This window comes from Kribbella speibonae, from assembly GCF_004331375.1.
Taxonomy (GTDB): Bacteria; Actinomycetota; Actinomycetes; order Propionibacteriales; family Kribbellaceae; genus Kribbella; species Kribbella sindirgiensis.
The window spans coordinates 2,118,362-2,135,374 of sequence record NZ_SJKC01000001.1 but is presented as its reverse complement, the minus strand read 5'-3'; the positions used below and the strand labels follow the sequence as shown (position 1 = coordinate 2,135,374).

The following is a 17,013-nucleotide window of genomic DNA, read 5'->3' as shown; positions in this document are numbered from 1 at the left end:
CTGTTCAAGAATCGCTGGGAAACGCCTTGTGCGCAAAGGGTTTTCGGACCCACTCCCGCAGTACGGCGAAATGCTGATCGGTCAGCCCGGCCCGCGCGTCGACCGGAAGGATCAAGGCCCGCGGGAACCGGGCTCGCTCGGGCTCCCCCACCTCGTCGTCCACCCAGGCGAACGGACGGTCGCCGACCCAGTCCGCGACGTACGGCGCCTTCCAGGAACCCCGGCGTACCGGCGTGCGATCGGGCCAGAGGATCGTCGGCAGCTCAGGGAGACCGAGGAGCGGTCCAAGGAGGCGATTGGCGCCGTGCTCCCAGCTACTGGCCCACACCAGGTCGAAACTCTCCGCGAGCGCGTTGAGCTCCACCCCGTGCGCCGGATTGAGCAGAACCCGCCAGGTCTTCGCCCCTTCAGTGATCTCGTGCCGCTCGTACCCCGGCGGCACACCGTCGGCCCGGTGCGGGTTGAGCGGACCGTCGAAATCCAGCAGCAGGAGTGGACGCATTACTCAACGTTAGGGAATGTCGGTGCGGGGTCGTAGGGTCTGGGACGTGGCTTTGGAGACCTCGCCGGAAGCGCCCGCGGCCGTCCGGACGATCGCGAACGGGATCGCCAGCTGGATCAACCAGCTCGGTGCCGTGTGGGTCGAGGGGCAGCTGACGGACGTCTCGATCGGGCGCGGTACGACGACGGTCTTCGGGACGCTGCGCGACACCGACGCGGACATCTCGTTGCGGTTCACCTGCAACCGGCGGGTGTTCGAGGCGGTCGACGTCCACGACGGCTCGCGGGTCCTGGTGCACGCCAAGCCGAACTTCTTCGCCCGCCGCGGCACGCTCGCGCTCGCCGTCAACGAGATCCGCCACGTCGGGATCGGTGAGCTGCTGGCCCGGATCGAGCGGCTGAAACAGCTGCTCGCGGCCGAGGGGCTCTTCGAGCCGCACCGCAAGCGCAGGCTGCCGTTCCTCCCGCACACGATCGGGCTGATCTGCGGGCGGGACTCGGCGGCCGAGCGCGACGTACTGGAGAACGCCAAGCGGCGGTGGCCGGCGGTCGCGTTCCGGATCGAGTACGCGTCGGTGCAGGGCCCGTCGGCGGCCGGTGAGGTGATGACCGCGCTGCGGAAGCTGGACGCGGACGACGCGGTCGAGGTGATCGTGATCGCGCGCGGCGGCGGGTCGCTGGAGGATCTGCTGCCGTTCTCCGACGAGGGCCTGATCCGGGCGGTGTCCAAGACGGGTACGCCGGTGGTGAGCGCGATCGGGCACGAGCCGGACTCGCCGCTGCTCGACCTGGTCGCGGATCTCCGGGCGTCGACGCCTACCGACGCAGCGAAGCGGATCGTGCCGGACGTGCGCGAAGAACTCGACGGCGTGCGGCAGTTGCGCGAGCGCGGCTTGCGGGCGATCCGGTCCTGGCTGGATCGCGAGGCGCACGCGTTGGCAGCGATCCGTTCAAGGCCGGCGCTGGCGGCGCCGGTGTCCGACCTGCAGCGGCGGTCCGACGAGATCGCGGCGCTGGTCGAGCGCAATCGGCGGACGCTCACCCATCGGCTCGACCGGGCGAGCGACGACATCACGCACCGGTTGGCGAGTGTGCGGGCGTTGTCCCCGAAGGCGACGCTCGAACGCGGGTACTCCGTGCTGCAGTTGGCCGACGGCACCGCCGTACGGGAAGTGGCGCAGGTGGCGCCGGGTGACCTGCTGCAGGCGCGGGTCAGTGACGGCCGCTTCGCGGTCGAAGTCAAGTCCGAGGAGGACCAGTGAGCGGCGACCGACCCGAGATGACCTACGAACAGGCCCGCGAGGAGCTTGTCGAGGTCGTCCGCAAACTCGAAGCCGGCGGCACCAGCCTCGAAGAGTCCCTCGCCCTGTGGGAACGCGGCGAAGAACTGGCCGGCACCTGCCAACGCTGGCTGGACGGCGCCCGCGAACGCCTCACCAAAGCCCAAGCCGCCCAGGAAGAGAAATCCAACTGACCCCCACTCGGGTGGCTCGGACCTCGGATCTGTTGGGGGCTGCTGAGGCTCGAGTAGCCAGCTGGCGAGCTGCCTTCACAGGACTCGTGCCGCAGGACTTTCTGGACACTATGGATCCGGCCGCGATCGCCTCCTCCTGGGCGGACAGCATCGCCGCCGGCCGGTCACGGATTCACGTAGCGGTCGCCGACGAGCAGGTGATCGGGTACGCCGGTGTCGGGCCGGAACGTGATGTCTCCGCCCCACCGAACACCGGCGAGCTGTACGCGCTTTTCGTCCACCCCGACCACTGGGGAACCGGCGCCGGACGCGCCCTGACCGACGCAGCCTGTGCCGATCTCCGCGATGCCGGATGCACAACCGTCCGTCTTTGGGTGCTCGAGGCAAACATCCGCGCGCGCCGCTTCTACACGCGCCACGGCTTCACGGAAACGCCCGACCGCACCCAATCCTCGCTCGGCGACCTCCCCGAGATCAGGCTGACCGCACCCCTGGTGTGAAGGTTCCGCAAAGCCACACCGATTCCTCCAACGGTGACCTGATCGATCACTACGGTGAACAACTTTCCTAACTCCGGTTCACCATGTGGAGGTTTTACCAACCATGATCGCGCTCATCGTGATCGGCGTCCTCGTCCTCGGACTCGCCGGTTTCGTCTTCTGGTTCCTGAAGATCCGCGATCCCCTGAAGGGCGAGGACTTCTACAAGTTCCACGCCGAGCAGAAGTGGGCCTGGGAGCTCACGCTGACGCCTGAGCAGGAGAAGGCGTTCATGGCCGGCCTCGAGGCGTACGACGACGAACGCGGCTGCTCCCCGATGCGCGAGGAGGGCATCCTGCGCGTGTACAGCCCGATGATGCTGATCTCGCTGTTCTGGATGACCGAGCGGTTCGCCGCGATGGGCCCGGCCGCCGTCCAGGACCCGGCAGGCGCCGTACAGCAACTGATGACGGACGCCGCCGACGGCGAGACCGACGGGATCCTCTACTACGACGACGAGTGGATGGGCGAGGACGTCGAGCAGGTCGACGGTATGGACAAGTACGCCTTCACCGACGCGATCATGTCCGCGACGCACGCCCAGGGCGTGGACCACGAGTTCGCCGGCGGGTACGCGGACGAGGACAAGGGCTTCGTCACGATGGGCGTCCTCGCCAAGAGCCCCGAGCACGTGGAGCGCATGTACGAGGACGCGTACGCCGTCTCCGGGCCGCAGAAGCCGCTCAACAACCGGCTGGACGTCATGAAGGAGGTCATGCGCGAGGAGGACCCGGAGTACATCGCGGCGCACAACAGGGCCGAGGCGGAGAAGAGCAAGTACGTGAATACGTTGATCTTCTGCTTCGACCGCGTGGTGAAGCACTACAACGATGCGCGGCCGCAGATGCAGTACGCCGAACCGCGCGACGTACTGTCCGTCGTGATGGCGCAGATGCTGGAGGACGGGCGCTCCGGATACACGTGGACGCGCCCGCCGTCGCAGGAGCAGCACGAGCTCGCGCTGGCGCTCCTGGGCAACCGGGGCTAGTTGCGTGCACAAGGATCGTGAGGGCGCGGCCACCGTCGTACTCACCGAGCTGGCCGCGCTGATCGCCGGCGCCGCTCCGCGGGGGTGGAAGCGCGTCGAACTCCACGGGTATGCGCTCGGGGAGGGCGCGTCCGGGCATCACGGCTTCCGTTTCCTGCCCGCCGGCCTGGGCGGGCACGACATCGATGTCCACCCGAGTCTGTGCGCGCTGCATACGTTGCTGGGGGCAACAGAGCACCTCACGATCGATCTGGAAGTGGAGGCCCGCGGTCGTTTTCACGCGATTCTGAGCGAGAGGCTCGATCGCGCGGACGACCGCGGCTTCCGGTACCTGCTGGACCCGCACTCGGAGCCGCCTGCTCCCGACACGCCGCCCTCCACCCTCGGCGAGGCCGGCGATCCGGCCGAAGCGGTTGCCCTGCTCAACGAATACCACCGGCTGCTGCAGACGACTCTGGAACTGCCTGGTCTTCCACCACCGCTGGATTGGGACCGCGACTTCGCGCTGCCGCACGACCTCAGTGCGTTGTACGCCGTGGCCGACGGCGGTGGCGGGCACGTGCAGTTCCACGGCTTCGTGTGGTTCGGCCTGGAGATGCTGGAGAAGCTGCGTTCGGAACGCTGGTGGGTCAACCGCGGGTGGCGGCACTTCGTCCACAACTCGTTCGTGACCGAGTTCGGTCCGCCGGGGGTGATCCGGCGGGTCGGCGACCATCCGGACTGGATTCCGTTCGCCACCGACGCCTTCGGCGACTACCTCGCCGTCGACATGGCACCCGGGCCGAACGGCCGGCCCGGTCAGGTGATCCTGATCGGACGCCACCAGGACGCGGGCCCGATCTACGTCGCCGAGTCGGTGACCGCGCTGATCCGCTCCCATGCGGACGCGCTCCGCTCGGGTCAGATCGAGCGCGACGAGGACGGCCAACTGTGGATCAACTCGGGCGACGCCTACTACCACCAGCGCCGGTACGACGACGTTGGCCGAGTCACCGTCAGCGGCCGGGACGCGGGACCTGTCCGCGGGCTGAGCCCGGAGACGCGTGAGTTGGTCGTCCACGACGCGCCTTGGGTCGATCTCGGACCGGTGCACGAGGCGCCGGCGCTGCTGAAGTTCTCGATCCACAACTGCGCGGGGCTCGACTTGTCACCGCTGCGGGACACGTCGGTCGAGATGCTGTCGCTCGCAACCGACACGATCGACCTGTCCGGGCTGCACGGACACCCGACCGTCGGCCGGGTCGTCCTGCGCAGCGCGAAGCCGGTTGACCTCCGACCGCTGGCGTCCTGTCCGAACCTGCATTCCCTCGACCTGACCGACGCGCCCGCCGCCGACCTCTCCACCCTCGGTCAACTGACCAACCTGCGCTATCTGCGAATGCTGCGCCCGCAATGGCAAGCCGGCCAACCGATCCCGCCGTCCTTGGCCGTCGCCGAACTCGCCGAGGAACCACCGCGGGAACGAAAGTTCTACTGGTCCTTCGACAAGGCCTACGACGAGACCCGCCGCCCAACCACCGCCGACGCTCTCGAATGGGCAGAAACCCTCACCGGCCAAGCGAGCGACATCATCCGCATCAAAGGCAAATGGTGTGCATAAGGACAGGAGGTGTCTGGCCTTCACCTAGTGCACTTGAGCGTGGTTCACGTCGCGCGTACGGCGTCTCGCCGGTGCACTACCCGTTCTTCTGCACAAGAACGGCCGCTACCTCTTGGAGGCCGGCCTTCATGCGGGTGAGGTCGTAGCCCTGTTCGCGGAGGGCGTTGTGCAGGTCGGCTGCTAGCGGCGCCAGCAGCACGTGCGCCGTGTAGTCGGCGTCGAGTTCGGGGCGCGCGGCTTCGATCAGGTGGGACAGGTGGCGGTGCCAGAGGTGGTACGAGCCGATGCGGTACCGCGCGCCGTCCGATGCGTTCTCGCTGTCCATGAACAGCGCGACGTGCCGATCGAGGAGGTCGAGGTACGCGTCGAGGAACGCCAGCACCCGGACGTCGGGCGGCGCGCCCGGCCCGAGCGGCGGCGGACCGCTGATGATCTTCGCCTGCAGTTCCTGCTCGCGCTCGTCGAGCAGCGCGACCGCCAGGCCGGCGCGATCACCGAACCGGCGGAACACGGTCCCCTTCCCCACGCCCGCTTCCGCGGCGATCGCGTCCAGCGAGACGTTCTTCACGCCCCGCTCGGTGAACAGCCGCTCCGCGGCCTCCAGAACCCGCAGCCGGTTGCGTCGCGCATCAGCCCGTTCCGGCCGCGGCTCCCCCACGACCGGCAGACTCCGTTGTAAAGCGGACCGCGGTCCGGTACTGTCGTTCATAAGACGGACTGTAGTCCGCTAAAGACTCAGGAGGAAGCATGAGCAACGCTCGGATCGCGATCGCCTACCACTCGGGCTACGGCCACACCGCGAAGCAGGCCGAAGCGGTGGCCGAGGGCGCCGCGTCGATTCCGGGGACCACGACGGATCTGGTGCCGGTGGACGAGCTGACCGAGGAGGTCTGGGAGCGGCTGACCGCTGCCGACGCGATCATCTTCGGCGCACCGACGTACATGGGGAGCCCGAGTTGGGTGTTCAAGAAGTTCGCCGAGGAGAGTGTGCGGATCTGGGCGGCCGACCTCGGCTGGCGGGACAAGATCGCGGCCGGGTTCACGAACTCGAAGGCGATGTCCGGCGACAAGCTGAACAGCCTGGTCGACCTGTCGGTGTTCGCCGCACAGCACGGGATGATCTGGGTCGGTCTGGACATCTACCCGGGCTGGGCGGAGAGCACCGCGAGCATCGAGGATCTCAACCGGCTCGGTAGCTGGCTCGGCGCGATGGCGCAGTCCGACGCGGACCTGTCCGCGGAGAAGGCGCCGCCGGCCACCGACCTGCGGACCGCGGCCGCGCTCGGCGCGCGGGTCGCGACCGTCACGCACCGGCACCTGAGAGGAGCACTGGCGGCCTGATGGCATGGATCATCCTGCTCGCCGCGGCGGCGTTCGAGATCGCGTTCGCGCTCAGCCTGAAACCGAGCGAGGGCTTCAGCCGGCTGTGGCCGACCCTCGGCGTGCTCGTGTTCGGCGTGATCTCGGTCGTCCTGCTCGCGAAGACACTCGATCGGCTCCCGGTCGGTACGGCGTACGCGATCTGGACCGGCATCGGCTCGGTCGGCGTCGTCACCCTCGGCATCGTCCTGTTCCACGAGCCGATCACCCCCACCCGCCTCGCCTGCATCGCCCTGATCGTCACCGGCGTCATAGGCCTCCGCCTAGCCGGCACCGACTGACCCGGCCGGTCAGGTATTCGTACGGCGCCGTCGGCGGGGGTGGGTGGAGAGGGGGCGGGGGTGGGTGTCCAGGGGGAGGTCGTGGGTGGGGCCGCCGGCGAGGAGTTGGTGGTAGGCGGACCAGGTGGTGGCGCGGGGCGGGATGTTGCCGATGGCATCTACTCGGGTGACGGGGTGGGTGCCTTCGCGGATCGGGTCCCAGAGGTCGGCGTCGCTGCGCAGGCCGCGGAGTTCGCCGAAGACCTCGCGGCCGAACCAGCATGGGCAGGCCTCGCCGTCGTCGTACCGGCTGACGCCGATCGGCGTGGAGGCCTCGGCTACGAGCGACCAGACGGTGGCGGACGTGATCCCGGGCTGATCACCGAGCAGTACGACGATGCCGTCCGCCCGCCGGTCGACCGCATCCAGGGCCGGCACGATGGACGAACTACCGGTGTCGGAGTGCGGCGACTCGACCACCCGCACGCCGTCGAGGTCGACCCGGTCGTGGACCTGCTCCGACGCGCTGCCCAGCGTCACGACCAACTGGTCGAACGAGCACTCCCGCGCGCTCTCCAGAGCGGCGCCGAGCAGCGTGCCGCCCTGATAGGCCAGCAACTGCCAGGGAGAACCGAGATGCGGCGAACTGTCCGCGCCCAGCAAAAGCCCCGTGATGAACATTTGCGGGTCAACTCCCCACCCGGGACGGCGCGACCATTCGACGACCCTTCTGCTGGTCCCCGAGCGTACGCAAGCCGAGCCTCGATCGAACCCTTTGCCATGGGCACGTGTCAACGACCGTCCGGAAAGTGGGCGGAATTGACCGGAAAATGGGCAGCCCGCGGTGTCCCGCAGGTCAGCACAAATATCAGCGCAGGACCGAAGCGAACGCTTCAAGCGCCGGATATCCGGCATTTCCGGCGACGATCGTCGTCACTCCGGAACCCACCAGGAGCAAGGCGTTCTCGTTCTTCCGGTCGAGCAGGATCTTGCGTTGCCAGGTCACGCCGGCGACCGACGCCGTACCGTCGTCGGACGTCCGGCCGAGCTTGTCGGCGACGTATTTTCCGCCGCTGACATTCGACTGCTCGAGGCCGACGTATTTCTTCTCGTTCGTCACGACCCCGAGGTGCCAGGTGATCGGCTCCTGCTGCGGGCTGCGGAATTCCACGCTGGTCGCGGTCCACCCGGACGGCATCGGCTCCGGTCCGCGGACCCAGGATGCGGCCTTACGGGCATCCTGCAACTGGGCGGTGTACTCGACCGCGTTGGGCTCCGCTTCCTTCTTCGGGCGCCATGTGACGGTGATCAGGAACGCGACCACGGCGAGGCAGATCACCAGCGCGAACACCATGTTCCCGACGGTCTGCGACTTGCGCTTGTCCCGCCGGTACGCCTGCCGGTACTCGTTCGCCTCCGCCTGGACCTGCGCCTTCTCGCGGGCCTTCTCCTGGGCCTTCTCCTGCGCTGCGGCGTCGTTGGAAGCGCCCTGACCTGTCGAACTCATGCCCACAGTGTCTCGCGAGGTGCAATCCGCCCGAACAGCGGCCAGGGCGGTTGGCTACGATCCGTTGGCATGAGCGACCCGACCACGCCACCTGCCCATCTGGAGGTCGACGCGCACGCGCCCGACCGGAACCTCGCCCTCGAACTGGTCCGGGTCACCGAGGCCGCGGCGATGGCGGCGGGCCGCTGGGTCGGCCGCGGCGACAAGAACGGCGCCGACGGCGCGGCGGTGAACGCGATGCGTACGCTGATCGGCACTGTCGGTATGGACGGTGTCGTGGTGATCGGCGAGGGCGAGAAGGACAACGCCCCGATGCTGTACAACGGCGAGCAGGTCGGCTCCGGCGAGGGTCCGGCCTGCGACGTGGCGGTCGACCCGGTCGACGGTACGACGCTGGTCGCGAAGGGCATGGCCAACGGCATCGCGGTGATGGCGGTGTCCGCGCGGAACTCGATGTACGACCCGTCCGCGGTCTTCTACATGGAGAAGCTCGTCGTCGGCCCGGAGGCGGCCGAGGTGGTCGACATCCGGCTCCCGGTCGCCGAGAACATCCGCCGCGTCGCGAAGGCGAAGGGCAGCTCCGTCGACGACGTCACCGTCGTACTGCTGGACCGCCCGCGGCACGATGAGCTCGCCACCCAGATCCGCGCCACCGGCGCCCGGATCAAGTTCATCTCCGACGGCGACGTGGCCGGCGCGGTCGAGGCGGCCCGCCCGGACACCGGTCTGGACATGCTGCTCGGCATCGGCGGTACGCCGGAGGGCATCATCGCCGCCTGCGCGATGAAGTGCCTGGGCGGGAAGATCCAGGGCAAGCTCTGGCCGCGGGACGATGCGGAGCGGCAGAAGGCGCTCGACGCCGGGCACGACCTGGACCAGGTGCTCGACACCGACGACCTGGTGAGCGGCGACGACTGCTTCTTCGTCGCGACCGGTATCACCGACGGCGAACTGCTCCGCGGGGTCCGCTACGGCCGCTCCACCGCCCGTACGCACTCGCTCGTGATGCGCTCGCGCAGCGGCACGATCCGCTCCATCGAGAGCGTCCACCAGCTGGAGAAGCTCCGCGCGTACTCCGCCATCGACTTCGAGCACGCCCGATGAGCACACCCGTCCTCGTCATCGGCGAGGCTCTCGTGGACATCGTCGGGACCGCAGCCAAGAACCGCAACGGCAACGGCAAGCCGAAGGCGATCCCCGGCGGGTTCGCCGCGAACGTCGCGGTCGGGCTCGCGCGGATGGGCGTCCCGACCGAGCTGGTGGCCCGCTTCGGCACCGATCCGTACGGCGACCTGCTCGGCGCGCACCTGTTCGGGAACGGGGTCCAGCTCGCGCCCGGGACGGTGGATCCCGGCGTCCGGACCAGCACCGCGACCGCGACCCTGGACGCCGACGGGGTGGCGACCTACAAGTTCGACATGACGTGGGACCCGCCGGCGCTGTCGCTGACCCGCGGCTGCCCGGCGATCCACACCGGGTCGATCGCGATGATGCTCGAGCCTGGGGCGAGCGCGATTCGGGAGTTCCTGAAGTCGGTCGCGGATCAGCCTGTGACGGTCACGCTGGACCCGAACGCGCGGCCGGCGATCACCCCCGATCCGGTGCCGGCGTGGGCCGCCGTTCGCGAACTCGCGGCCCTGTCCGATCTGGTGAAGCTGAGCGACGAGGACTGCGAGTTCTTCCGGCCCGGTGTCTCGCTCGACGACATCGCGGAGGAGCTGCTGACGGCCGAGCGGACGCAGTGCGTGGTGATCACGCGTGGCGGGAGCGGCGCGCTCGGCGTCGGCCGGGGGGTGCGGGTCGAGGTTCCCGCACCGGCGATCGAGGTGGTCGACACCGTGGGCGCCGGCGATTCTCTGATGGCGGCGCTGATCACCGGACTGCTCCGGCGGGGGTTGCTCGGCGAGCGGCGGCTGGCCGGATTGACCGTCGAGGACCTGCGGGACGTCGTCGACTACGCGGTGAAGGCGGCGGCGATCACCTGCACCCGCCACGGCGCCGACCCGCCGACCGCGGCCGAGCACACGGAGAAGTGGGGTTCCTGAGAGGTGTCTGCCGAGAGCTGGAGCTCCGAACTGGAGTCCAACGGCAGCGTGGACTTTCGCCCGCGCCGCAGCAGGCTCGCGGTGCGGCTGGTGGGCTTCGGCCTGCTGATGGTGCTGTCGGCCTGGACGAACGTCGAGCATCTGCGAGCGGACGGGATCTCGGGCGCGCTCGGCGTACTGCGGCTGACAGCGCTCGCGGCGTTCGTCTACGGAACCGGCTGGACCGCGTGGCAGCTGATCACCAACCGCCCGGTCATCACCGTGAACGCCGAGGGCATCACCCGGGGCCGCAGCCTGCGCTGGTCCGGCATCACCAGCATCGACGAGCCCGCCGGCTGGCCGCTGGCGCGCGCGGTGCAGGTCAACCCGGCGGACCGCCGTACGCGGCCGATCTCCATCCCGCAGGACAACGTCGAGGACCTGAACGCCCTCACACCCTGGCTGCGCTCACTCCACGAACGACATCTAGCGGATTGAACTCCGTACGGCGCTGAGATGCTCGCGGGAGCGGGCGGCAGCCAGGTCCGGGTCCTTCAAGCGGATGGCGTCCGCGATCGCCTCGTGGGCGGCCTGGTCGTGGCGATGCCGGTGCTCCTCGTCGAGCTTGAGCATGTCGATCATCGCCCGCCGGATCCGCGGGACGAACGTGTCGAACAGCTCCGTGAGTACGGCGTTGTGCGCGGCCGTCACCACGGCGCGGTGGAACGCGAGATCGGCCTCGATGTACCAGTCGTCAGGCGCCTTCACGGCAGCCCGCTGACGGTCCGCGAGCGTGTAGCGGAAGTTCTTCAGGTCGGCCGGCGTACGACGCGTCGCGGCCAGCCGGGCCGCCTCGGTCTCGATCGCCAGCCGGCCTTCCAGTACGTCGGCGATGTCGGCCTTCCGCAGCACCTTGTCCCAGTCCTCGGCGGCCTGGAGCGCGATCACGAACACGCCCGCGCCCTGCCGGCTCTCCAGCACCCGCCGGCCGGCCAGTTCCCGCACGGCCTCGCGAATGGTCGACCGTCCGACGCCGAGCTGCGCGGCCAGCGTGGTCTCTCCGGGAAGCTTGGCGCCGAGGGCCCACTCACCGCTCCCGATCCGGCGCAGCAACTCCTCGGCTGCCTGCTCGGCCAGGGGGTGACGACGAATCATGGCGGACATTCTAGAGACAGGTCAGGTTGTCAGCTTGTCTGAGGAGTTGATACGGTGCTCGGCATGCGCTTGCTCCCGGGTCTCCTCCTTCTTGGCCGCCACGGCGGGAGCTGATTCGACCGGCGCTCCCTCCGTGGAGTGCAGTCGCACGCCGGTCCTCCCCCGTTCCCCGGAAGGACCACCCGTCATGAACCGTCAGCAGCCCTCCCCGATGCCCAGCCACCGCTACCGCGACATCTTCGCCAGGGTCCCGGTCGCCCCCGTCGACCGCACCTGGCCGGACCGCCGAATCACTCAGGCGCCGCTCTGGGTACCGGTCGACCTCCGGGACGGCAACCAGGCGCTGGCCGACCCGATGGACCCCGAGCGCAAGCGCCGGTTCTTCGAACTGATGGTTGCCATCGGCTACAAAGAGATCGAGGTCGGCTACCCGTCCGCGTCCCAGACCGACTTCGACTTCGTGCGCCTGCTGGCGGAGTCCGATCTGGTCCCCGCCGACGTCACGATCGTCGTGTTCACCCCGGCGCGCGCGGACCTGATCGCCAGGACCGTCGAGTCCGTCGCCGGGATGCGTGGCGACGTGGTCATCCACATGTACGCCGCGACCGCGCCGGTGTGGCGGGACGTCGTACTGCGCCGTACGCGGGACGAACTGGCGTCGATGATCTACGCCGGGTCCGAGGAGATCCTGCGGCTGGCCGGGGACTCGGTGCGGTTCCAGTTCTCGCCCGAGGTCTACAACCTGACCGAGCCGGACTACGTGCTCGAACTGGCGGACCACCTCACCAAGCAGTGGGACGCGACGCCGGAGCGGCCCGTGATCCTGAACCTGCCCGCGACGATCGAGGCCGCGACACCGAACGTGTACGCCGACCAGATCGAGTACATGCACCAGAACCTGCCGCGCCGCGACGGCGTCATCCTGTCCGTGCATCCGCACAACGACCGCGGTACGGGGGTCGCGTGCGCCGAGCTAGCAGTGCTAGCCGGAGCCCAGCGCGTCGAGGGCTGCGTCTTCGGCAATGGCGAACGCACCGGCAACGTCGACATCGCGACCCTCGCGCTCAACCTGCACGCGCAGGGCGTCGACCCGATGATCGACTTCTCCGATATCGACGGTATCCGCTCGGTGGTGGAGTACTGCACCCGGATGCCGATCCATCCGCGGCACCCGTACGTCGGGGAACTCGTCTACACCGCCTTCTCGGGGACGCACCAGGACGCGATCCGGAAGGGGTTCGCCGTCCAGGGGCCTGGTGTCTGGGAAGTGCCTTATCTGCCGATCGATCCGGCCGACGTGGGGCGCGGGTACGAGGCCGTCGTACGGGTGAACAGCCAGTCCGGTAAGGGCGGGATCGCACACGTACTGGAGTCTGTGTACGGCATTCGGCTGTCTCCGGAGCAGGAGCGGGAGTTCGCGGGGCATGTGCAGCGGCGTACCGACGCGAGCGGGCGGGAAGCGAGTGCCGAGGAGTTGAAGGCGATGTACGAGGAGGTTTACGGGTGCTCGAACTGAAGGACGTCGACTTCGTCCGGGACGGCAAGGCGTTGCTGTCCGGGGTGTCGCTGACCGCGGGCGAGGGTGAGCGGTGGGCGCTGCTCGGGCCGAACGGTGCGGGCAAGAGCACACTGCTCGGGCTGTGCGGCGCGGTCACGCATCCGACCCGCGGCACGGTCGAGATCCTCGGACGCCGGCTCGGTACGGTCGACATTCGCACCCTGCGGGAGTCGATCGGGCACGTGAATCCGCGGCACCCGCTGCGGTCGCCGCTGAGCATCCAGGACGTCGTACTGACCGGCCTCACCGGGACGATCGAGCGCATGCCGCGCTGGGAGCCGACGCCTGCGCAGGAGGCGCGCGCTCTCGAACTGATCGACCTGCTCGGGATCGGCGGGTTGGCGGGCGCGCACTGGACCACGCTGTCCCAGGGCGAGCGTGGTCGCGCGCTGATCGCGCGGGCGCTGATCTCCGACCCGCGGTTGCTCCTGCTGGACGAGCCGTCGACGGGCCTGGACGTCGCGGCGCGCGAGCAGCTGCTGGAGACGCTCGATCAGATCCACCTCAGCCACCCGCACCTGACCTGGGTTCTCGTCACCCACCACCTCGAGGAGCTCCCCACCTGTACGACGCACGCCGCCCTCCTCCGCGAGGGGCAGGTGCTGTCCGCCGGCCCCGTCGACGACGTGATCAGCACCGAACTGATCTCGGCGACGTTCGACCACCCAATCGAAATCAACCGCCACGCCGGCCGCTGGACCGCAACCGCCCAACGAGGCACCCAGCACCACTGAGCACTCCGAGTACGGCGCAACCACCGGCGAGCCACAGCCAGAACGTCTGGTCGTCCCGTGCCGCCTCGACTCTCCACACCGCACGCCCCTTGGCCGGATCGGCGACGACGTACTCGACGGGGATGACCTGATCGAGTGCGAGGAGGTGGTCGCCAGGGTCTCGTCCGGTGGTGAACGTGTAGTCCACACCGCCGACGGAGTACCGGACGTCGACCGTGCCGGATCCCTTGTCCAGGAGGCCAGGCTCGTGGATCTTGACGACCGTGCCGTTGGTGATCGCGGTCGCTTGATCCGCGGGCTCGGCCACGCTGCGGGCGTGCAGCCCGAGGCTTCCGAACGCGACCGTCATCAGCACGAAGAACACCGCGAGGCTGCCGGGCACCAGCGGCTGCCCACGCCGCCGCCACCCGGTGGACGGGGCGTGCCGACCGGTCGGCTCGGTGCCGGATGCCGCCTCGAACGGCGTCACGCCGCGGACCCAGAGGATGCCTACGACCACCACCATCAGCACCAGCCACGCCATCACCACCCCGAGCCCGACCATCCCACCGACAAAGGCCGCGTCGCCGACCGACCGGTCCGCCAGCACCCCGACCAGTGCGCCAACCCCGGCCCCCAGCCCACCAACGAGCCCCATCGCCACGACGGCGCCGATCCCGAACAACGACGAGCCGGAATCAGCCAGTTCGTAAGCCGCCGCCGGACCACGGACGAACACCCAACTGAGCGCTCCCCGGATCCGCCGCATGCGCCAAGTGTGGTGCATTACAGTGAGCCGTGCTCCGGGGGCGGAGTCGTGAGAGCTGGGGGCAACATGACCGTGATGGGTGAACGCCTGCCTGAGGCGTGGATGGTCGAGTGGCACCGCAACGGTCGCGTCGAGTTCCCACTCCGCCGCTGGCCGATTGTGCAGCCGCCGATGCTGGTGCTGCTGTTCATGGCGTTGGTGACCTTGCAGAGCATCTCGAGGACGCTAGACGGCGGCTGGCCGTACATCACCTACCTACTGATCGCGCTGGACGCCGGTGTCGTCATCACCATCGCGTGGCAGCTCATCACCCAACGCCCGATCCTCGTCATCGACCACCGAGGCATCCACCAAGGCCGCCGCCGCTTCATGCCCTGGGACGAGATCGGCTCCATCGGCCCGATCACCGGGCCGAAAATGGCCCGCCAACTCACCATCCACCCCAAGAACGTCTGGGCCAAGAACCTCACCCTCACCCAGCAACACGCCAACGACCTCCAAGCCCTCCAAACCTGGCTGAGCGCACTCCTGGCGAAGCACCACCAGGAGTCCCCCAGCGGGACCGGGAACACTTCCCGGCTCGATCGGGACGCCTGACTCCAGCGGTTGGGTCACCGGGTCGCCCACTCTCAAGGCAGGTCGAAACGAGAGGGGGGCATCATGCCCGGCAGGAATTTCCCGGACGCCAGCGAGACACGGGGCGCCACGTCATGAGGAAGATCGTGGTCGCAATCCTCGTGCTCATGTTGGCGGCCTGTGGTCAGGACGCGTCGGCCGTTGCCGACGGCCAGGAGTGGATCGCCTTGCAGGGCGTGGCTCCCGGGCTCACCATTGCCCGCCCAGGCGGAAACGGACTCCATATCGTCCTCGACGACCTGCCCGGCGAGCAGCTGCACCCCGACTGGTCACCGGACGGATCGCAGCTCGCGTTCGTCCAGGCCGCCGATCCGAAGAACTGGGCGGTCTGGGTCTCCGGCCCCGACGGCAGCAACGCCCACCCCCTGCTGACCGAGTACCCGGCCGCGCTCAACGGCCTGATCTGGGACAGCCCCGCCTGGTCCCGCGACGGCAGCCGGATCGCCATGGTCGGGTACGCCGGTAACCCCGACGTCGAACTCCCCACGCGGGCGGTGCTGGCCGTGGTCGAGGTCGGCACTCAGAAACTCACCATCGCCGGTGACTACTCCTTCGACGGCCCGTACGCCGGGCTCAGCTTCCCGCGATGGTCGCCGGACGGTCGGCAGCTGGCGGTATCGCTCGGCCGGTTCGGCGACCAGGACGCCGTGACCGGCGGGGCGATCGCCATCATCACCGGGACCGGCGAGACGTGGTCCAAGCCCAAGGTGATCACGTCGTACGACGACTTCGCCGACCGGCTGGATTGGCATCCCACCGAGCCGCTCATCGTCTTCACGACGTACGACATCGGCGGGTACCAGTCGACGGACGAGGCGTCGAACCTCTACACGATCCGCCCGGACGGGAGCGGCCGGACGGCGGTCACGACCTTCGCTCCCGGCGCGGAGCGGGCGACGCAGCCGACGTGGACAGCCGACGGCCGGCTCCTCTTCACCCATGTCGCCGGTCCCGACGACACAACCCGCAGCGTTGCGCTGATCAACGCCGACGGCACCGGCCTACGCACCGTCCTCGATGCCGAAGCAGTAGGCCCTGACAACCGCCCACACCCCCGGATGCGCCCACGTTAGACCGCTCTCCTGACCCGCAACGCTTCGCGGCGCTTGCGGGTCAGGTGAGGCCGAGGCGTTTGCTGAGGCGCGGGCCGCGTTTGATCTTGATTTCGCCGAGGATGGCGGTGCCGCGGATGTGGAAGCGTTTGGGGGCGGTGGGCTGCGCGTTCGGGTCCGGGACGGCTTTGAGGCCGGCTTCCTGTTCGGAGACGGAGCCGAGGATCGGGTTGCTGTCGAGCAGGACGATCGCGTTCTGCGGGACGCGGATCTTCACGTCGGCGAGGATCGACTTCACCTCGATGTGGATGTCGTCGTACGGGATCTGCGCCTCGGTGTAGTCGAGCGTCACGTCTCCGAGGACCGCGTTGATCTCCTGCCGCTGCGGGACGAGCCAGTTCCCCATCCGCTTGGACTCGGACATGAACACGTTGACCACCGGCCCGGTCTCCACCAGTGCGCCGCCGTACTGCGGGTCGGTGGTCGACGGCACGCTCTGCACGCGCGGGCCGTTCGGCAGGTCGGCGGTCAGCTCGACGAGTTCGCCGTACGTCTTGGAGGCGTACAGCGTCTCGAGCCGGTCCTCGAGCTCGGTGTACGACAGCCGGCCCTCGCCCGCGGCGTCGCGGAGAATGTCGGCGACCTCCTCCCGCTCGAGGTCGGACACCCGCCGCCGCAGCGCCGGATCGTCACCGCCCTGCGCGGGCACGACATCCTGCGGGCGGTTCTCCTGGGGAACGTCATCCTGGGCCACCCCAAAACCATACGCGGGCCGACCACCGCCCGCAGACCCGTTTCCTCCCCGATTCACCCCTGATCCGACCCCTGAGCCGGAGGCCTAGACTTTGGGCGTCCAG

21 protein-coding genes are annotated in these 17,013 nt (G+C 68.9%); 14 read left to right on the top strand and 7 right to left on the bottom strand.

Annotated features, from left to right (window positions below; all coding sequences use genetic code 11):
* Nucleotides 1–4: 4 nt before the first annotated feature.
* A complete protein-coding gene (locus E0H92_RS10775) occupies nucleotides 5–502 on the bottom strand; it encodes an HAD domain-containing protein (protein ID WP_131496116.1) in 498 nt (165 codons plus the stop codon).
* A gap of 46 nt (nucleotides 503–548) precedes the next feature.
* Here E0H92_RS10775 and xseA point away from each other — a divergent pair, with 46 nt between their 5' ends.
* The 5 genes from xseA to E0H92_RS10750 all read left to right on the top strand — a co-directional run bounded on the left by xseA (nucleotide 549) and on the right by E0H92_RS10750 (nucleotide 5,102).
* Nucleotides 549–1,763 carry an exodeoxyribonuclease VII large subunit gene (gene xseA, locus E0H92_RS10770; protein WP_131467222.1) on the top strand — a complete coding sequence of 405 codons (1,215 nt, stop codon included), beginning with the start codon at nucleotides 549–551 and terminating at the stop codon, nucleotides 1,761–1,763.
* 17 nt (nucleotides 1,764–1,780) lie between these two features.
* Nucleotides 1,781–1,975 (top strand): exodeoxyribonuclease VII small subunit, encoded by a 195-nt coding sequence (locus tag E0H92_RS10765; protein ID WP_131286047.1) that lies wholly within the window; start codon nucleotides 1,781–1,783, stop codon nucleotides 1,973–1,975.
* A gap of 110 nt (nucleotides 1,976–2,085) precedes the next feature.
* On the top strand, nucleotides 2,086–2,475 hold the full coding sequence (locus E0H92_RS10760; RefSeq protein ID WP_131496115.1) for a GNAT family N-acetyltransferase: 390 nt from the start codon (nucleotides 2,086–2,088) through the stop codon (nucleotides 2,473–2,475).
* 103 nt (nucleotides 2,476–2,578) lie between these two features.
* Nucleotides 2,579–3,502, top strand: a complete 924-nt coding sequence (locus tag E0H92_RS10755; RefSeq protein ID WP_131496114.1) for a hypothetical protein — start codon at nucleotides 2,579–2,581, stop codon at nucleotides 3,500–3,502.
* Between the two features lie 4 nt (nucleotides 3,503–3,506).
* Nucleotides 3,507–5,102 carry an SMI1/KNR4 family protein gene (locus E0H92_RS10750; protein ID WP_131496113.1) on the top strand — a complete coding sequence of 532 codons (1,596 nt, stop codon included), beginning with the start codon at nucleotides 3,507–3,509 and terminating at the stop codon, nucleotides 5,100–5,102.
* A gap of 76 nt (nucleotides 5,103–5,178) precedes the next feature.
* Here the strand turns inward: E0H92_RS10750 and E0H92_RS10745 are convergent, their stop codons facing one another.
* Entirely contained in the window at nucleotides 5,179–5,811 is a 633-nt protein-coding gene (locus tag E0H92_RS10745; protein ID WP_131467218.1) for a TetR/AcrR family transcriptional regulator, read from the bottom strand.
* A gap of 38 nt (nucleotides 5,812–5,849) precedes the next feature.
* Between E0H92_RS10745 and E0H92_RS10740 the strand changes: the two genes are divergently transcribed.
* On the top strand, nucleotides 5,850–6,443 hold the full coding sequence (locus E0H92_RS10740; RefSeq protein WP_131496112.1) for a flavodoxin family protein: 594 nt from the start codon (nucleotides 5,850–5,852) through the stop codon (nucleotides 6,441–6,443).
* Complete coding sequence (locus E0H92_RS10735; protein WP_131467216.1) at nucleotides 6,443–6,763, top strand: DMT family transporter; 321 nt, start codon at nucleotides 6,443–6,445, stop codon at nucleotides 6,761–6,763. Before E0H92_RS10740 ends, E0H92_RS10735 begins: the two co-directional genes overlap by 1 nt.
* A gap of 9 nt (nucleotides 6,764–6,772) precedes the next feature.
* Here E0H92_RS10735 and E0H92_RS10730 read toward each other — a convergent pair whose 3' ends face one another.
* Nucleotides 6,773–7,423, bottom strand: a complete 651-nt coding sequence (locus tag E0H92_RS10730; protein ID WP_131467215.1) for a nucleotidyltransferase family protein — start codon at nucleotides 7,421–7,423, stop codon at nucleotides 6,773–6,775.
* 187 nt (nucleotides 7,424–7,610) lie between these two features.
* The gene (locus E0H92_RS10725; protein WP_131496111.1) at nucleotides 7,611–8,249 is read right to left on the bottom strand and encodes a DUF4245 domain-containing protein; all 639 of its coding nucleotides are present in this window, start codon (nucleotides 8,247–8,249) and stop codon (nucleotides 7,611–7,613) included.
* A gap of 69 nt (nucleotides 8,250–8,318) precedes the next feature.
* Here E0H92_RS10725 and glpX point away from each other — a divergent pair, with 69 nt between their 5' ends.
* The 3 genes from glpX to E0H92_RS10710 are packed head-to-tail and all read left to right on the top strand — an operon-like array spanning nucleotide 8,319 to nucleotide 10,771.
* Nucleotides 8,319–9,353 (top strand): class II fructose-bisphosphatase, encoded by a 1,035-nt coding sequence (gene glpX / locus E0H92_RS10720; protein ID WP_131496110.1) that lies wholly within the window; start codon nucleotides 8,319–8,321, stop codon nucleotides 9,351–9,353.
* Nucleotides 9,350–10,294 carry a carbohydrate kinase family protein gene (locus E0H92_RS10715; protein ID WP_131496109.1) on the top strand — a complete coding sequence of 315 codons (945 nt, stop codon included), beginning with the start codon at nucleotides 9,350–9,352 and terminating at the stop codon, nucleotides 10,292–10,294. The genes glpX and E0H92_RS10715 overlap by 4 nt, the downstream gene beginning before the upstream one ends.
* A 3-nt stretch (nucleotides 10,295–10,297) precedes the next feature.
* Nucleotides 10,298–10,771, top strand: a complete 474-nt coding sequence (locus E0H92_RS10710; RefSeq protein WP_131496108.1) for a hypothetical protein — start codon at nucleotides 10,298–10,300, stop codon at nucleotides 10,769–10,771.
* Here the strand turns inward: E0H92_RS10710 and E0H92_RS10705 are convergent.
* The gene (locus E0H92_RS10705; protein ID WP_238173370.1) at nucleotides 10,760–11,428 is read right to left on the bottom strand and encodes a FadR/GntR family transcriptional regulator; all 669 of its coding nucleotides are present in this window, start codon (nucleotides 11,426–11,428) and stop codon (nucleotides 10,760–10,762) included. The two genes, E0H92_RS10710 and E0H92_RS10705, sit on opposite strands and share 12 nt — an antisense overlap.
* Nucleotides 11,429–11,615: 187 nt before the next feature.
* On the opposite strand from E0H92_RS10705, the gene E0H92_RS10700 reads away from it, so the two are divergent.
* Together E0H92_RS10700 and E0H92_RS10695 are read left to right on the top strand one after the other, a co-directional pair.
* Nucleotides 11,616–12,944, top strand: a complete 1,329-nt coding sequence (locus E0H92_RS10700; RefSeq protein WP_131496106.1) for a 2-isopropylmalate synthase — start codon at nucleotides 11,616–11,618, stop codon at nucleotides 12,942–12,944.
* Nucleotides 12,932–13,720, top strand: a complete 789-nt coding sequence (locus tag E0H92_RS10695) for an ABC transporter ATP-binding protein (RefSeq protein WP_131496105.1) — start codon at nucleotides 12,932–12,934, stop codon at nucleotides 13,718–13,720. The genes E0H92_RS10700 and E0H92_RS10695 overlap by 13 nt, the downstream gene beginning before the upstream one ends.
* Here the strand turns inward: E0H92_RS10695 and E0H92_RS10690 are convergent.
* Nucleotides 13,662–14,468, bottom strand: a complete 807-nt coding sequence (locus E0H92_RS10690; RefSeq protein ID WP_131496104.1) for a hypothetical protein — start codon at nucleotides 14,466–14,468, stop codon at nucleotides 13,662–13,664. The genes E0H92_RS10695 and E0H92_RS10690 overlap by 59 nt on opposite strands.
* A 75-nt stretch (nucleotides 14,469–14,543) precedes the next feature.
* Between E0H92_RS10690 and E0H92_RS10685 the strand changes: the two genes are divergently transcribed.
* Both E0H92_RS10685 and E0H92_RS10680 read left to right on the top strand, forming a co-directional pair.
* Nucleotides 14,544–15,065 carry a hypothetical protein gene (locus tag E0H92_RS10685; RefSeq protein ID WP_131496103.1) on the top strand — a complete coding sequence of 174 codons (522 nt, stop codon included), beginning with the start codon at nucleotides 14,544–14,546 and terminating at the stop codon, nucleotides 15,063–15,065.
* Between the two features lie 113 nt (nucleotides 15,066–15,178).
* The gene (locus tag E0H92_RS10680) at nucleotides 15,179–16,177 is read left to right on the top strand and encodes a PD40 domain-containing protein (protein WP_131496102.1); all 999 of its coding nucleotides are present in this window, start codon (nucleotides 15,179–15,181) and stop codon (nucleotides 16,175–16,177) included.
* 40 nt (nucleotides 16,178–16,217) lie between these two features.
* Here the strand turns inward: E0H92_RS10680 and E0H92_RS10675 are convergent, their stop codons facing one another.
* Nucleotides 16,218–16,910: a DUF1707 SHOCT-like domain-containing protein gene (locus E0H92_RS10675; RefSeq protein WP_131496101.1), complete on the bottom strand. Its 693-nt coding sequence runs from the start codon at nucleotides 16,908–16,910 to the stop codon at nucleotides 16,218–16,220.
* Nucleotides 16,911–17,013 lie beyond the last annotated feature (103 nt).

Excerpts from the sequence above, each read along its gene's own strand:
- E0H92_RS10730 (WP_131467215.1), bottom strand. The coding sequence starts at position 7,423 with ATGTTCATCACGGGGCTTTTGCTGGGCGCGGACAGTTCGCCGCATCTC.
- glpX (WP_131496110.1), top strand. The coding sequence starts at position 8,319 with ATGAGCGACCCGACCACGCCACCTGCCCATCTGGAGGTCGACGCGCAC.
- E0H92_RS10700 (WP_131496106.1), top strand. The coding sequence starts at position 11,616 with ATGAACCGTCAGCAGCCCTCCCCGATGCCCAGCCACCGCTACCGCGAC.
- E0H92_RS10745 (WP_131467218.1), bottom strand. The coding sequence starts at position 5,811 with ATGAACGACAGTACCGGACCGCGGTCCGCTTTACAACGGAGTCTGCCG.
- E0H92_RS10735 (WP_131467216.1), top strand. The coding sequence starts at position 6,443 with ATGGCATGGATCATCCTGCTCGCCGCGGCGGCGTTCGAGATCGCGTTC.
- E0H92_RS10715 (WP_131496109.1), top strand. The coding sequence starts at position 9,350 with ATGAGCACACCCGTCCTCGTCATCGGCGAGGCTCTCGTGGACATCGTC.
- E0H92_RS10760 (WP_131496115.1), top strand. The coding sequence starts at position 2,086 with ATGGATCCGGCCGCGATCGCCTCCTCCTGGGCGGACAGCATCGCCGCC.
- E0H92_RS10755 (WP_131496114.1), top strand. The coding sequence starts at position 2,579 with ATGATCGCGCTCATCGTGATCGGCGTCCTCGTCCTCGGACTCGCCGGT.
- E0H92_RS10685 (WP_131496103.1), top strand. The coding sequence starts at position 14,544 with ATGGGTGAACGCCTGCCTGAGGCGTGGATGGTCGAGTGGCACCGCAAC.
- E0H92_RS10690 (WP_131496104.1), bottom strand. The coding sequence starts at position 14,468 with ATGCGGCGGATCCGGGGAGCGCTCAGTTGGGTGTTCGTCCGTGGTCCG.
- E0H92_RS10680 (WP_131496102.1), top strand. The coding sequence starts at position 15,179 with ATGAGGAAGATCGTGGTCGCAATCCTCGTGCTCATGTTGGCGGCCTGT.
- E0H92_RS10765 (WP_131286047.1), top strand. The coding sequence starts at position 1,781 with ATGACCTACGAACAGGCCCGCGAGGAGCTTGTCGAGGTCGTCCGCAAA.
- E0H92_RS10725 (WP_131496111.1), bottom strand. The coding sequence starts at position 8,249 with ATGAGTTCGACAGGTCAGGGCGCTTCCAACGACGCCGCAGCGCAGGAG.
- E0H92_RS10775 (WP_131496116.1), bottom strand. The coding sequence starts at position 502 with ATGCGTCCACTCCTGCTGCTGGATTTCGACGGTCCGCTCAACCCGCAC.
- E0H92_RS10705 (WP_238173370.1), bottom strand. The coding sequence starts at position 11,428 with ATGATTCGTCGTCACCCCCTGGCCGAGCAGGCAGCCGAGGAGTTGCTG.
- E0H92_RS10740 (WP_131496112.1), top strand. The coding sequence starts at position 5,850 with ATGAGCAACGCTCGGATCGCGATCGCCTACCACTCGGGCTACGGCCAC.